Below are 15768 nucleotides of genomic sequence, written 5' to 3' on the forward strand. Positions count from 1 at the left end.
TCTTTTATCAATTCACAAGTTTTAAACTTTACCTTAATCCTCTATTCATCATACACCTCAAAAGGTATTTCGCCATCTAATTTTTGCTTAAGTAACTGTTCTTTATTTTCTTCTATACTATCATCTTCTTTTATTATATATTTTACAGCTACATTTTCATTTAATGCTTCTGAGAATACTTCATTTACAATTTTTTTGTATTCTTCCCTCTCAAGTCTTGCTTTATTAAATGCATATGTCGAATCATATTCAAGCGTAACTATGCCATTTTTAAAACTATAAGGCTTAGCTGTAACAATAGATGCGTATATTATCATGGCTCTTCTACTCTTAAATTTTTCTAATATTTCAGTCCATGCTCTTCCTACATCATCAATTGTAAGCGATGAATTAATGTTTACATCTTCAGGCTCTGAATCCTCTTTTTTAACAACAGTTTTATTTAATGTATTTTTCCCTTTGTTATTAGTAGTATTCATTTTTTCTTGATTTTCACTTCTTGAGCCATCATTATTTTCTAAAATTTGAATTTTCCCACTTTTTAAATTTTCTTCTAGCTTATTTATTCTAGTTAAAATCACTTCACTAGATGTATCATATTCAATTTTGCACATTTTTATTATTGAAAGTTCTAAATATAGTCTGCTTTGCTTACTCATTTTTGAATTATTTTCAGCTTCCTGAAGAATCCTTATAATTCTCATTATTTCTTCAACTCTTATTTTTCTTCCCTGTTCTTTAATAAGAGTTATATTTTCAATGGACATATCAAGTACTTCTTCTGGATTTTTTGTAACCTTAACCATTAATAAATTTCTAAAATGGTTAATAAGATCTTTTATAAACAATTGAATATCTTTACCTGCATAAACCATTTTATCTACTATAAGCATAGCTTTTTCTATATTTCTATCCGTAATAGCATTTGTTATATCAAATAAATATTCATTTGTGACAAGTCCAAGTATACTTATTAAATCCTCATACTTGATTTCATTATCTCCCATTGCTATAGCTTGATCTAATATGCTTAAGGCATCTCTCATGGCACCATCACAAACTCTAGATATTAGCTCTAAGCTTTTTTGCTCACATTCAACATTTTGTGAATCAGTTATCTTTCTTAATCTTGCACATATTTCTTTTTGATTAATTCTCTTAAAATCAAATCTTTGGCATCTAGATAAAATTGTGATAGGTAACTTTTGAGGATCTGTTGTTGCTAATATAAAAATAACATTTTTAGGTGGTTCCTCTAAAGTTTTTAAGAATGCATTAACCGCTCCAACTGATAGCATGTGTACCTCATCCATTATATAAACCTTAAATTTAGATTCTTGTGGTGGATACTTGGTATCATCAATTATATCCCTTATTTTATCAATACCATTATTTGAAGCAGCATCAAGCTCTGTTACATCTATAGCTAAACCATCATTTATCTTTCTACACATTTCGCATTCATTACATGGTTCTCCATCTCTTAAATCAAGACAATTTAAAGCTTTTGCCATTACTTTTGCAGTCGAAGTCTTTCCTGTACCTCTAGTTCCACAGAAAAGATATGCATGTGCAATTCTGTCATGTATTATTTCATTCTTTAGTGTAGTAGTTATATGCTCTTGACCTACAACATCTTCAAAATTCTTAGGTCTCCATTCCCTATATAATGCTGTGTAACCCAAAAGGCTCTCACCTCTCTATTTCTTTAAATATATCATTATTATACACTAATGTAATACTGATTAGTATAAATGAATCAAATATTTATATTATTCTCTAAATTAAGTTGTTCACTTTGTTTTTAAAAAGTACATGTTGAAATAATAGAATACTCTATAGAATTATGATCAATAATTCTATTATTAACCAAGTAAGAAAGAGAATATTTTTTAGAGGCATATATAATATCAATGTGACATATATATAAGTTCCTTAATATATCATTATATCATATTTTACTCAAAACATAATTATTATGGTATTATTGTATATTGATAGTTATATTTAGAAAATAACTTTTAAATATGCATATTATAAATCATGTATTAAAAGATAATTTTTCCATAATATATATAACTTACCGTTTAATGTTTGGAAAAGCTTTACTTTTAACATATATAATTGCATAAAAAAATCTCAAGAAAGGAGTAGTGCTGCAAATGATAAATTTAAGTGACTTTTTTAAAGAACTTGAATTAACTTATAAAATAATATCTCACTCTGAAGATGAGAAAATTTACATTTCATCTGTTAGTATTGGAATAAATGATATTATTTCCATAAGTAAATCTGTACATACTGGGAACTTTTTAAAAAGTCATTCAATAATACTTAATTATTCTAATATTAAGGAACTACTGGAATTAGATACAAATATAGAATTGCCTGGAGTGATTATCTTTTCAGAAGCTTTTGTTCTACCAGATATGATGACTAAAATAAATTCTTTTATTCAAAGTCATACTGATATTTCAGTAGTTTTAGTTGAGTCCAATATGAAAGAAGAAAATATATATATAAAATTAAATGAGTATATCAATGAAGAGTCTAATTTTATTCAAAAGCTTTTGTATGATGATTATATAAATTTAATAAATTTATTAAATAAAAGTGCTGAAATTACCGACATTGAAGCTATAGCATACAAACTTCTAAAAAACCCTATGATAATAACTGATAAAAGTTACAAAGTTATTGATTATACTAAATCACTTGAAATTAATGATCCTATCTGGAAAATAATAACGTCCAATAAGTATTGCCCATCTAATATAGTTAATATGACAGATTATAATAGATTTTGGCATAGGCTTACTCAAAACGGTCGCCCCCTATTTGTCGACAGTAAAGCTTTTTCTCCCTATGTAAAACGAGCTGTAGCTGAGATAAAATCTGAAAATAGAATTGAAGGTTATATTGCACTTTTAGAGATCAATAAAAAAATAACTGAAACTGACCTTCAAATACTTCAGATGATTTCAGAAGTTATTGCTGTAAAATTCACAAATAATGCAATGGTTTCAAGAGCTTTAGGAGATTTAGAAAATGAATTTATAAAAGAACTATTTTTAGGAAAAATACCAAATGAGACTATGGCATTTAATCAAGCCCAAAGTCTAGGATGGAATATAAGAAAATGGTTTATAGTTTTGGAAATACGAGATAGAAGTGAATCAAAAAATTTAAGCGAAAATTTATATAGCGTTAAAAATGAAATCAGAAGGCTAGTTCCATTTTGTATATATAGCTTTAATGATAAAAAATCATATTGTATTATTAGCTTCGATGATAAAAAAGACTTAAAGAATGTGTACAAAGAATTAGGTGAAATCAGTACAAGAGAACAGCTTATATGTAGTGCAGGTAATGCGGTTGATAGATTAATCTTAATTAATAAAAGTTATGACCAAGCAAAAAGGACTGGTGAAATAGTAGATTGTATCCCCAAAATTCCCCCCCAGAAATTCTTTTATTTGTATAATGAAATAGCAATTTATGATATGATGATGAATCTTAATAAAATGCATCCTATTTTAGGCATTACAAGTAAATCATTATCCCTATTAAAGAAAATTGATGAAAAAGAAGGAAGCGAATATATTATTACCCTCAGAAATTTTTTTGATAATAATCAAAGCATAAGTGATACAGCCAATGCCATGTATCTTCATCGTAATACTATAAGCTATAGACTTAATAAAATTCGTAAAATTATTGAGGATGATTTTGATAATCCTTTAATAAGATTACACATGTATATCTCTTTTATAATAGATGATATAAGTATATAAATTAAATATAAGCATATATTGCTAGGGTAAAAAGCTTACAAATAGCCAATTATTTGTAAGCTTTTTCCTTTTGTAATATTGAACAAAAAAGTTCCTTTCTATTTTTGCATATGTCAAAGGATTAGGAAAATATTATATGGAATTTAATTAATTGTAAAACTTTTAATATATTTTTTAAAAATATAAGGAGGATCAGATAATGAATTTTAAAAAACTTCTACAACCTGGGAAAATAGGTAATATGGAACTTAAAAATCGTATGATTATGCCTGGTATGGGGACTAATCTTGCAGCTGCAGATGGAACAGTCTCTGATGTCATTGTAAATTATTACGCAAGACGTGCTAATGGTGGGGTTGGGCTTATAATAACAGAAGTTTGTTGCCCAGATCCTTTAGGAAGAGTTATTGATGGTGAAATCGAAATAACTAGTGGTAAATTTATGCCTGGTTTAAGTCGTATACCTCATGCAGTTCACTCAGGTGGAGCAAAAGCTTGCCTTCAATTAGCTCATGGAGGTTGCTTTTCTAGTGAAAGTGTTACAGGTATTCAGCCAATTTCACCATCTGGCATAGGTACATTTCAGCTACCTAATGATAATCCGAGAACAATGAGCATAAAAGATATTAAAGAATTGATTGAAAAATATGGTTTAGCCGCTAAAAGAGCACGTCAATGTGGCTTCGATGCTGTAGAACTTCATGGAGCTCATGGATATATGCCATTACAGTTTCTATCAGGTTATACAAACAGAAGAGAGGACGAATATGGCGGAAGTTTAGAAAATCGTGCGCGCTTTGCCCTTGAAACTATACGATCTATAAAAAATCATGCTGGTGAAGATTTCACACTTATATACCGTTTATCTGCTGATGAAGATGTACCAAACGGAGTTACTATAAAAGAAGCATGTACTTTTGCCAAATGGGCAGCAGAAGCTGGAGCTGATGCTATTCATGTTTCAGCTGGTACTTGGGACTCAAGATTACATAAGTACTTTACTGTTATGGAAGGTAAAGAATCAGCAAAAGGAAAAAATTTAAGCAATGGTGTTGCTACTTCTATGTGGGTTCCACCAAATTATACACCTAGAGGTACTCTTGTTAACCTTGCGGCAGCAATAAAAAAATCTGTCAATGTACCTGTTATTGCAGTATGTGGTATTTCTCCAGAAATGGGTGAAGATATTATTGAAAAAGGTGATGCTGATTTTATAGCTATTGGAAGACAAACTATAGCAGATCCTGATTATCCTTCTAAAGTTGCTCTAGGAAAGCCAGAAGAAATCCGCAGATGTTTACGCTGTAACGAATGCTTAGGAGAAGTAATGAACAGTTGTGGAATCTCATGTGCTATAAATCCAGAGGCAGGAAAAGAATATGAAAGTTTTGTTAAGATTACTCCTGCTAAAATTAAAAAGAAAGTTGCTGTTATTGGTTCAGGGCCTGCTGGTATGCAAGCAGCTATAACAGCTTCTGAAAGAGGTCATGATGTAACTCTATTTGAAAAAAAAGATCGTCTTGGCGGCGCTCTTTATTATGTAGCAATTCCTGACTTTAAGCAAGATTATAAAGATTATAAGGATTATATTATAAACACTGTAAATAAATGTGGAGCAAATATTGTAACCGGTATAGAAGTAACTGCTGATGGCATTAAAGATGGTAAATTTGACACAGTTATTGTTGCTACTGGCGCTGAAACTTTTAGACCTAACATTGAAGGAGCTAAAAATCCTAAAATCTATGATCCATTAGAAGTATTAGATGGAAACATTCCAAGTGGTGATAACATTATAGTATGTGGTGCAGGAATGATTGGCTGTGAAGTATCTATGTTTCTTTCAGAAAAAGGAAAAAACATTACTATGATTGATAGGCTCCCTGAAGCTGCTCCAGATTTACCTATATATACAAAATGGGTGCTTAATTCAAAATTAGCCGAGCTTAATGTAACACAAAAATTAAATCACCAAATCATTGAAATGAACGAAACAAATGTAAAATGTACATTTGATGAAACAGAATTCACTTATAATAGTGATGCAGTTATATGTGCACTTGGATTAAAATCAGTAAGAAATCTTACAGATGAACTTAGAGAAAAATGTTCATCTATGGAAATTATTACTGTTGGAGACACAAATAAACCGAAAAAGATAATGCAAGCTGTACACGAGGGATTTCATGCAGCTAGAAGAATTTAATGAAACTTTTTTATGTAAAAAAGAAAGGAATAATATATGATTTCAATAAATGAATTAAATAGCATAAAAACTTTATCAAGCATACAAATTAATTTAACTAAAGAGTGGGCTTTATATGCTATTGTAGAAAATAATACAGTTGTTTGGCAAGTATGCTCAGATTCCATTAAGGAATATGAATTAAAAATCAAAAATAATATTAGTGCCAATAATTCAGTTAAAGCTTCTATTAAAGAAAAAGAAGTAGTATCAGAAAATATTCCTGCTTCTGTCTATGGATTTCGAATGAAAATCACTTCAATTCCAATTACAAATGAAGAAGGAATATGTAATGGAGCATTTGTAATACTTCTTCCAAAGATACACAATATCGAAAAGTCATTTAAAGAATTTGCACCGATGATAACTGAAATGTTCCCAGAAGGGGCTTTTCTTTCATTATCTGATGGTCATTACATAGTTGAAAAACAACCTTCCTCAAAATTTGATATGCCTGCTATTAATATCGGCTTTGATATAACAGTAGATGATACTTCTGTCAAAGCTATAGAAACAGGTGAAATCCAACGTGTAGATATTGATACATTAGATTACGGTTCTCCCGTTAGAGTTCTTGTTTATCCACTACATGATGATGAAACTAATGAAGTTGTTGGAAGCATGAATGTTATTAGACCAAAACAAACTGAGTTAACTTTACGTAATATGTCTGAAAATCTTCAAGACAGCCTTACAGGTATATCATCGACTATTGAGGAGCTTACTGCTTCATCTTCATCAATTCATGAAAATCAGCAGCTTCTTAACAATGATATTGACCAGATAATAGAAGTTTCTAATGAAATTGATAATATAAGCTCCTTTATTAAAGAGCTGGCTAATGAAACTAAGATGCTTGGTTTAAATGCAGCTATCGAAGCTGCCAGAGCAGGTGAAGTAGGCAGAGGCTTTGGAATTGTTGCTCAAGAAATTAGAAGATTATCTGATGAATCTAAAAGCACTGTACCTAAAATTCAACAATTAACTAATGAAATAAAAAATAGAGTGAACGAGGTACATAATAAAAGTCAATATTCACTTTCTGCGACCCAAGAACAAACAGCTGCAACAGAAGAAATTTCTGCCAGCATACAAGAAATAGCTGCATCATCAGATGAACTAGCAAATATTTCCATGAAATTGTAATAAAAATAATTTCTCTCTCTGAAAGATACAAATTAATCTTATTGAATTGCAAAAAGCCCTCGATTTTTCGGGGGCTTTAAATTTTATGAATTAAGCAATTATTAGTGGAGCTTTTTCGTGATATATATCCCCCTCTTTTATCTAACAGTTATTAATCATTTATTATAACTCAATATTTAACTATGATATAATATTATCGAAATCTAATTTAGAGGTGAGCTTATGACAACACATTTTATATCAAAAACAGATAAATTATTTAAAGATACACTAAATGATATTCTTACTAATGGAATAAGTACCAAAGGTCATAAAATAAGACCACAATATAAAGATGGCACTCCAGCGCACACAATATATGTAAATCAGGTTGTGGAAAAGTATGATATATCTAAAGGAGAATTTCCAATTACTACACTTAGACCAATCGCTTGGAAATCTAGTATCAAAGAGATATTTTGGATATATCAAAAGGCCTCAAATGAACTTTCTGTATTAGAGGAAATGGGTATTTCGTGGTGGGCCGATTGGGAAATCAATGGTACTAGAACGATTGGGCAAAGATATGGTGCTACTATAAAAAAATATGACTTAATGAATAAACTATTGAATGGCTTAGAAAACGAGCCTTATACTAGAAGACATATTATAGATTTATATCAATATTCAGATTTTGAGGAAACTGCTGGTTTGTATCCTTGTGCATTCCTTACAGTTTGGTCTGTTAGAGGAGATTATCTTGATGTAACACTTCATCAAAGAAGTTCAGATTATTGCACTGCTGGTCATATAAATAAAATTCAATATGTTGCATTAATGATGATGGTAGCAAGGCATGTTGGTTTAAAACCTGGTGTTTTTATGCATGTTGTTGATAATTTACACATCTATGATAGACATATAGAACAAGCAAAAGAATTATTATCTAGAACACCTAGTAGTAAACAGCCTAAACTAATACTTAAAGAAGGTAAAACAAACTTCTATGATTTCACAATTGATGATTTTGAAATGATTGATTATGAGCCTGTTAAACCACAATTAAAATTTGAATTAGGAATATAATGACATAAGTAATTTAGTTGTCGCTATGCATTCATATAAGGTTATAGATTTAACTTACTTTCAACAACTATTAAATTATTCAATTATTGAAAGTTCATATTAATTAGGAATATAGCGCACCTTGAATTAATCATGAAATTAAAAACTTCTATGATTTTACACATAGCCATATAAAACTTATTGATTACAAACATGGTAAAACAATAAAATGCCAGCATCATTTTAGATATTTTTATCTTTCAAAGAAAATTAAAGGAGTGATATAAATGCTATCATTAATAGTAGCTATTGCAAATGATAATGTCATAGGAAAAAATAATAAGCTTATATGGCATATTTCAGATGACTTAAAAAGATTTAAACAAATTACTTCTGGGAAAAAAATGATTATGGGGCGAAAAACTTTTGAATCACTTCCTGGAGTATTACCAAATAGAGAGCATATAATTTTAACTAGAGATAAAAATTATACTGTAGATTCAAATCAAGTAGCAATAGAACATGATTTTGATTCCATATTAAAAAAATATTTAAATTCAGAAGATGAAGTTTTTATAATAGGCGGAGCAGAAATATATAAACAATTCCTCCCACATTGTAATAAACTATACCTTACTAAAATCAATCATTCTTTTGAGGGAGATACTTATTTCCCTGAAATAAACTATAAAGACTTTAATATTGAATATGAATCTGAAAGTTTTAATGATGAAAAAAATGGCTTTACTTATAAATTTGTTAACCTCATTAGAAAATAATAGATTAACCTAAAAAACAATACCATATAAAAATCCAATTTATATAAAAAGTAATATATATTCCTATATTCCTAAGAATCTATATTTTTAAGAATATAAATTCTTAGGAATTTTAGAATATATATTCTTAAGAATTTGCTTATTCTATGGGCATTTGAAAGATTGAAAAGCATATAAAAATAAAATAGGACAAGAAAATGAGGGATTCCATAATGAAATTCCCTCACTTTCTTGTCCTATTGTGTCCTATATTGTTAATCCTATTGAAGAATAACCTAATTTTATCATATTTTAATTTCAAAACAAAGTTAGAACCATGCACCTCGCTTCGTTAAAAGCCCTCCATACGTTACTTCTACAGTTAGCTCAGACCAGATTAATCCACGGCACACGGAAGTGACCACTTATCGCTGCTTCCTTCCGGACCTGACGAGGTTCATGGGCTTCAGTTGCGTGGGACCCAGTCCTCAACACCACTTATAAAAGTCAGACTATAAAAGACTTATACCTAAGCGAGGAATTCAACCTTGCTATAGCGGATTGCAAGTTACAGGGCACCGCTAACTCCCCATCTAGCATGGCAATGGTGGTATGCCGAGGAATTGCACCTCATTACTTTTTAATTTTTTTCAATTATTAAAGTAACGTCCCTTTTGGACATCAAACCATATTAAATCCTTGCTACATACAGTATCATTATTAGATACTTACTCATAATAACATATAAGAATTTTAAATTCAAGGAAATTGTAAAAATACTTAAATTTAAAATTAGAAAGTTTTTAAAATTTTATTCTTTTATGCAATAAATAATAATTAATGTATATAAAATACATTAATTATTATTTATTACTTTATCTAAGAATTCCTTACATCTGTCACTTTTAGGTGCTGTAAATATTTCCTTTGGATCTCCTTCTTCTAATATATATCCTTGATCCATAAATATAACCCTATCCGCAACTTCTCTAGCAAATCCCATTTCATGTGTAACAATCACCATTGTCATTCCTTCTTCTGCTAGATCTTTCATAACCTTAAGAACTTCACCTACCATTTCTGGATCAAGTGCTGATGTAGGTTCATCAAATAACATAATTTTAGGATTCATCTCTAAAGCTCTTGCTATTGCAACCATTTGTTTTTGACCACCAGATAATGTGTCTGGGTAAACATCCTTTTTATCCTTTAATCCAACCCTATCTAATAATTCTAAAGCTTTTTCAATAGCTTCTTCTTTGCTCATCTTTTTTAATTGTACTGGAGCAAGTATCATATTTTCTAAAACTTGCGCCGCCACTCAACAATGCCCCAAATTACACCCAATATAGGGAAAACCAGAATCACTACAATAAAGCTACACTTGAAAGGTATATTTAATTTGCTTTCCAGCGTTTCAAGTGTTCCGACAGCGCCCAAAAGCGAAACTATATATAGTAAAATGTTGAGTAAAACCGCATTTCTGTTTTTCTTTGATTCGTTTTCGATGGTCATATATGAAATTTTAAGTCTAGTTGCTTCTTTATGATACTGATACGACTTGGTTTTATAGATATAGCTAAGTAGATTATGGGTTTCAATAGGTACTTGTGGGGCAAAAAATAAATTCTCCAAATACAAATCATTACGCACAACTTTGTTCATATCTAGTGTTATATCTGCATTGATGATTTGAAATAGGTATACGTATAATTTAATGGACTCCAGCATAATTCCATTATATAAAGGAATATCAATGTCATCTGGATTATAATTTTTGATAATACTTGCACCGTCTTGGGGATAATATTCATAATTCTCCGTAGTGCTAATATTTTCGAGTGGGGACGCTAATTCTCTCGTACCTATTAAGTTGCAAAAATATTCTGTTAGATTGTCAATTTCATTTGATAAAACTAGCGTACTATGTATAAATGAATACTCCTGAGCCTCAAATCTTTTACCAATCATTTCAGAGAAAAAGCCACTAATATTGTTATATATTATCTCTGAAATTTTATCATTAGATGACGTTGTACTTTCATCTCCAAAGTACTGATATTCGTTGACAGTCAATAAATTATAGTTACCCATTTTGCCGAAAACATCATCTCTTTTAAACGGAATTCCTGTTTTAAAGTCTATGACCTCAAAAGTAACTATTAAAACTCTATTCATTGAAAATATCACGGGGTCAATCTGAAAAAAATTTTCACCGATATGGACAAGAAAAGATTCCATGCAGATTAGAGAGTCGATATTAAAATATGATAAATCCGCTAAAACAGATTGAGCATGGAGCAATTTCATGCAAAATCCTGTGCTCTCTATAATTTCTTCAAAATCTTCAATATCTTGTTTTTCATTGATAGGATTAAATGAAAAGGAAGTGCTTTGATGGACATAATTATACTCTGTACTTAATCTTAACTTTCCTTTTGACGATATGAGTTTGTCACCCATCAATACATAGTTCAGATGATGTTTTTCCAACAACGTATCAAATTGTTGCTTCTGCTTAAAGAGTAGTTTAGATTTCGAATATCGCGTTGTTTCATATGCACTCATAAAAACGATTGTATCACCCATCAACCCCCCCCATTTCAAACGCTATTTATTATGCTGATTATGACAGAAAAACAGCAGAGTGTAAAACTCGACTGTTTTTCTATCTGTTAAATATAAAGCAATAATCCGAACCCCTCGCCAATCGGCACTAATGAGCTCGGATTATAATGCTTTGGCGGAGAGAAGGGGATTTGAACCCCTGATAGAGTTGCCCCTATACACGCTTTCCAGGCGTGCTCCTTCGACCACTCGGACATCTCTCCATTAATATTGTAAATTTATACTTTCTCATTCTATCATAAATATGTTTCTATCTCAATACATAATAATTCATTTCATTGTATAGACTAATTTAAGATAAATTCCACACTAATTTAAACATATGTTTTCATAATATATTATAATTTACTCGTCATTTTAATTACTTTTATACAAATTAATGTTAAATTATTGTTAAAATCATTATTATTTCATTAAAAACTTGTTAAAATTGGTACGTATGTACATAAAAATTAAGGAGAGGATTTTTTGAATACTTTAAAAATGATTATCGAATTATTAGGCGGATTAGGATTATTTTTATATGGAATGAGCTTAATGGGTGATGGCCTCGAAAATGCTGCCGGAGAAGGACTAAAAAATATTCTTGAAAAAGTCACAAGTAATAGACTGATGGGGATATTAGTCGGAGCTATAGTTACTGCAATAATTCAAAGCAGTAGCGCAACTACAGTAATGGTTGTTGGATTTGTTAATGCAGGACTAATGAATTTATCTCAAGCACTTGGAGTTATAATGGGTGCAAATATAGGAACAACAATAACTGCTCAATTAGTTGCATTCAAGCTTGATGCTATTGCCCCACTATTTGTATTTCTAGGAACTATTCTTATAATGCTTGCAAAAGCTAAACGTAGACGTGAAATAGGAAATATAATTCTTGGCTTTGGTATACTTTTTACAGGAATGTCCACCATGAGCACTGCAATGAAACCGTTAGCTAGCGCACCTTGGTTTACTCAATTAATTCTTGCTATAGGTGATAATTGGTTCATAGGAATAATCACTGGATTAGCTTTAACAGCATTAATTCAAAGTTCATCGGCTACTACTGGTATATTAATAGCTTTAGCTAATACTGGTGCAATAAATATTACTCTTGCTTTACCAATTCTATTCGGATGCAATATAGGTACTTGTATTACTGCATTATTATCTAGTATTGGTACAAATAAAACTGCTCGTAAAACCGCTATATTACATCTAATGTTTAATTTAATAGGTACAATAATTGCAGTCCCATTCTTGGGTATACTAGGCGATTTTGTTCAAATTACTAGCCAAGATATAAGTAGGCAAATAGCTAATGCACATACTGTTTTTAATGTAGTAAATACTATTATTTTATTCCCATTTAGTAATTATATGATAGCTTTTGTTAATAAAATTATACCTGAAGGCGATGATTCCATCGAAAAAATAGGGCCTAAATACTTAGATGATAGATTATTAGAAACCCCTGTTATTGCCGCCGGACAGCTGGAAAAAGAAACTATAAGAATGGCAAATAAGGCAAAGAAAAATGTTGAATTAGCTATGAATTCATTCATTAACAATGACGAAAAATCCATAAAAGAACTCTATGAAAATGAAAATATTATTAACGTACTTGAAGAAAGCATAACAACATACTTAGTAAAGTTATCAAAATGTGATCTATCTTCTAGAGAAAAAGAAATGGTATCATCAACATTTCATGTAATTATTGATATTGAAAGAATTGGTGATCATGCTAAAAATATTGCAGATTTAGCAGTAGAAAAAATCGATAGAAAGCTTAAATATAGCCGAAATGCAGTAGATGATTTATATGAAATATATAACTTAACAATGGAAGCTCTAAATATTGCAATAAACTGTTATGTAACTAAAGATGCCGAAATTGCTAAATCAATTGTAGAAATTGAAGAAAAAATTAATAAACTTCAAAAGAGCTTTAGGCAAAAACATATTCAAAGGTTAAACGACGAAAAATGTACTGCTTATGCTGGTGCTATATTTCTAGATTTAATAACTAACTTTGAAAGAATTGGTGATCATTCAACCAATATAACAGAAGCCATAACAAATAATCATGATAATTAATTAAACTTTGAAATCAATATATTATAATTGTACTTATTATATATTGATTTTTTTATATTCTAAATGTATGTTAGTATTTATATATAAGTAAATTCTTCTCACTTTTTACCTCTACTATTCTCAAAGAATTCTGTTATCAGATTCACGCATTTATCATTATACATCCATTCTACTGGCACAAAAGAATTCATATATCTATTATCTAGCAGGTTTATTATGCTACCACACGCACCCATTTCATTATTGAATGCACCTATATAAACTTTAGATATTCGACTTTGAATAATAGCACTTGCACACATAGAGCAAGGTTCAAGAGTTACATACATTTCACATCCATTCAATCTCCAGTCTCCAATAACTTTAGCAGCTTCTCTAATGGCAAGAATCTCTGCATGTGCTGTTACATCATTAAATATCTCTTTTAAATTATGAGCTCTACTTATTATAATTCCATCTTTAACAATCACTGCACCGATTGGAATCTCTCCTTTATTTCTTGCCAATATTGCTTCTTGTATAGCTTCATTCATAAATTCTTTTTTAAAATCATTCATAAAAGTTAAACATCCTCACACTTTAAGCTTAATATATGAAATTACATTTAGTAAGATTACTCAATAGCCACCAATTAACTATCTTTATATTTTAAAAAAACTGCTGAAATACAGCAGTTTTTTTATTAATTATTTTTCTTCATCTACTGGCGGTTTATAATTATTAATCAATCTAACTTTTTTAATTCTATTTTTATCTATTTCTTCTGCAATAAATGTTATATCATTGCTTACAACTTCTTCTTTTTCTTCAGGCATTCTTCCCAACGCACCAATCATCAGTCCACCTACAGAATCAAACTCTTCTGAATCTATATCAACACCTAAAAGTTCACTAATATCATGTAATCTGGCACTTCCATCAACTACATATTCATTTTCTTTTATAACTTCAATAGAATTATCTTCTTCATCATATTCGTCTTCGATTTCACCAACTATTTCTTCAACTAAGTCTTCAATAGTTACTAGTCCTACAGTTCCACCATATTCGTCTAGTACAACTGCTATATGATTTCTTGCTTTTTTCATCTCTTTAAATAATTCTACTATCTTTTTGAATTCAAAAGTATAAAAAGGTTCTCTCACATATTTAGTTACATTAAAATCTTCTCTTATATTTTCAACCATAGCGAAGTCTTTTACATTTATTACTCCAATAACATTATCTATTGTTTCACTATAAACTGGTATTCTAGAAAATTGCTCACTCTTAATGATATCCATAACTTCATCATATGTTGCTTCCTCATCTACAGCTACGATATCAACTCTTTGCACCATAACATCTTTAACCTGAAGATCAACAAAATCAAATACATTAAATATCATTTCTTTCTCTACATTTTCTAGTACTCCTTCTTCTTCACTGACATCAACCATTGTTTTTAATTCTTCTTCTGTTATAAATGATTCTGCTTTATTTGGATCTCCACCTAAAAGACGTATAAACAAAGAAGAAATAATTGTAAATACATAGACAAATGGTTTAAATATAAATACTATAAATTGTATTGGCTTTACCACCATTAGTGCAACAGTTTCTGACTTCTGTTTAGCAATAGACTTTGGAGTTATTTCACCAAATATAAGCACTAGTATAGTTATTACTCCTGTTGCTATTCCTACTCCACTATTTCCAAAAATATTTGTAGCCAATACAGTAGCCAATGATGATGCTCCTATATTTACAACATTATTCCCAATCAATATAGCTCCTAATAGCTTATTGGGATCTTCAATAAGCTTCTCTACTGATTTAGCTCCTGCAACGCCTTCTTCCACCATATGTCTTAATTTAATTTTATTTAAAGACATCAATGCAGTTTCTGACATTGAAAAAAAGCCTGATAGTCCAATTAAAATAATTAAGCTAACTATCTGCCACGTATAACTAGGGTCCAAAAATAATCACTCTCCTAATAATTTAAATATATGTTACTATCTATTATACCACAATTAATTGGACAAGTATCTTAAATAAATTATTGATATATATACATAATTAACAT

The 15768-nt window shown here is 29.9% G+C and carries 10 protein-coding genes, 1 tRNA gene, 1 other RNA gene and 1 pseudogene; 6 read left to right on the forward strand and 7 right to left on the reverse strand.

Annotated elements, in window-relative coordinates:
* Positions 1-41: 41 nt before the first annotated feature.
* Positions 42-1685 (reverse strand): DNA polymerase III subunit gamma/tau, encoded by a 1644-nt coding sequence (dnaX, locus tag BN2920_RS00225; RefSeq protein WP_058293067.1) that lies wholly within the window; start codon positions 1683-1685, stop codon positions 42-44.
* Positions 1686-2162: 477 nt separating this feature from the next.
* On the opposite strand from dnaX, the gene BN2920_RS00230 reads away from it, so the two are divergent.
* The 5 genes from BN2920_RS00230 (at position 2163) to BN2920_RS00250 (ending at position 9008) form a co-directional block, all read left to right on the forward strand.
* On the forward strand, positions 2163-3794 hold the full coding sequence (locus tag BN2920_RS00230; RefSeq protein WP_058293068.1) for a PucR family transcriptional regulator: 1632 nt from the start codon (positions 2163-2165) through the stop codon (positions 3792-3794).
* Between the two features lie 199 nt (positions 3795-3993).
* Positions 3994-6000 carry an oxidoreductase gene (locus BN2920_RS00235; RefSeq protein WP_058293069.1) on the forward strand — a complete coding sequence of 669 codons (2007 nt, stop codon included), beginning with the start codon at positions 3994-3996 and terminating at the stop codon, positions 5998-6000.
* A 36-nt stretch (positions 6001-6036) separates the two neighbouring features.
* Positions 6037-7185, forward strand: coding sequence for a methyl-accepting chemotaxis protein (locus BN2920_RS00240; RefSeq protein ID WP_058293070.1), 1149 nt, complete (start codon positions 6037-6039; stop codon positions 7183-7185).
* Positions 7186-7407: 222 nt separating this feature from the next.
* Complete coding sequence (locus BN2920_RS00245; protein ID WP_058293071.1) at positions 7408-8250, forward strand: thymidylate synthase; 843 nt, start codon at positions 7408-7410, stop codon at positions 8248-8250.
* Positions 8251-8516: 266 nt separating this feature from the next.
* Positions 8517-9008, forward strand: a complete 492-nt coding sequence (locus tag BN2920_RS00250) for a dihydrofolate reductase (RefSeq protein ID WP_058293072.1) — start codon at positions 8517-8519, stop codon at positions 9006-9008.
* 314 nt (positions 9009-9322) lie between these two features.
* Here the strand turns inward: BN2920_RS00250 and ffs are convergent.
* From ffs to BN2920_RS00265, 4 genes and pseudogenes are all read right to left on the reverse strand, one after another.
* An RNA gene (ffs, locus tag BN2920_RS20825) (signal recognition particle sRNA large type) lies at positions 9323-9589 on the reverse strand.
* Between the two features lie 254 nt (positions 9590-9843).
* Positions 9844-10296, reverse strand: a pseudogene (locus BN2920_RS00255) (amino acid ABC transporter ATP-binding protein); the annotation flags it as partial.
* Complete coding sequence (locus BN2920_RS00260; protein WP_058293073.1) at positions 10290-11576, reverse strand: hypothetical protein; 1287 nt, start codon at positions 11574-11576, stop codon at positions 10290-10292. The gene BN2920_RS00260 and the pseudogene BN2920_RS00255, both read right to left, overlap by 7 nt.
* A gap of 152 nt (positions 11577-11728) precedes the next feature.
* A tRNA-Ser gene (locus BN2920_RS00265) sits at positions 11729-11818 on the reverse strand.
* A 265-nt stretch (positions 11819-12083) separates the two neighbouring features.
* On the opposite strand from BN2920_RS00265, the gene BN2920_RS00270 reads away from it, so the two are divergent.
* Positions 12084-13700, forward strand: a complete 1617-nt coding sequence (locus BN2920_RS00270) for a Na/Pi cotransporter family protein (protein ID WP_058293074.1) — start codon at positions 12084-12086, stop codon at positions 13698-13700.
* Between the two features lie 98 nt (positions 13701-13798).
* Here BN2920_RS00270 and BN2920_RS00275 read toward each other — a convergent pair whose 3' ends face one another.
* Both BN2920_RS00275 and BN2920_RS00280 read right to left on the reverse strand, forming a co-directional pair.
* Entirely contained in the window at positions 13799-14257 is a 459-nt protein-coding gene (locus BN2920_RS00275) for a nucleoside deaminase (protein WP_058293075.1), read from the reverse strand.
* A gap of 129 nt (positions 14258-14386) precedes the next feature.
* Positions 14387-15661, reverse strand: coding sequence for an HlyC/CorC family transporter (locus BN2920_RS00280; RefSeq protein ID WP_058293076.1), 1275 nt, complete (start codon positions 15659-15661; stop codon positions 14387-14389).
* Between the last annotated feature and the right edge of the window lie 107 nt (positions 15662-15768).

This window comes from Clostridium neonatale (assembly GCF_001458595.1).
In the GTDB taxonomy this organism is placed as follows: domain Bacteria; phylum Bacillota; class Clostridia; order Clostridiales; family Clostridiaceae; genus Clostridium; species Clostridium neonatale.

What these genes read in the sequence shown, in the direction of transcription:
- BN2920_RS00230 (WP_058293068.1), top strand. Translation starts at nt 2,163, where the DNA reads ATGATAAATTTAAGTGACTTTTTTAAAGAACTTGAATTAACTTATAAA.
- BN2920_RS00235 (WP_058293069.1), top strand. Translation starts at nt 3,994, where the DNA reads ATGAATTTTAAAAAACTTCTACAACCTGGGAAAATAGGTAATATGGAA.
- BN2920_RS00240 (WP_058293070.1), top strand. Translation starts at nt 6,037, where the DNA reads ATGATTTCAATAAATGAATTAAATAGCATAAAAACTTTATCAAGCATA.
- BN2920_RS00245 (WP_058293071.1), top strand. Translation starts at nt 7,408, where the DNA reads ATGACAACACATTTTATATCAAAAACAGATAAATTATTTAAAGATACA.
- BN2920_RS00250 (WP_058293072.1), top strand. Translation starts at nt 8,517, where the DNA reads ATGCTATCATTAATAGTAGCTATTGCAAATGATAATGTCATAGGAAAA.
- BN2920_RS00260 (WP_058293073.1), bottom strand. Translation starts at nt 11,576, where the DNA reads ATGGGTGATACAATCGTTTTTATGAGTGCATATGAAACAACGCGATAT.
- BN2920_RS00275 (WP_058293075.1), bottom strand. Translation starts at nt 14,257, where the DNA reads ATGAATGATTTTAAAAAAGAATTTATGAATGAAGCTATACAAGAAGCA.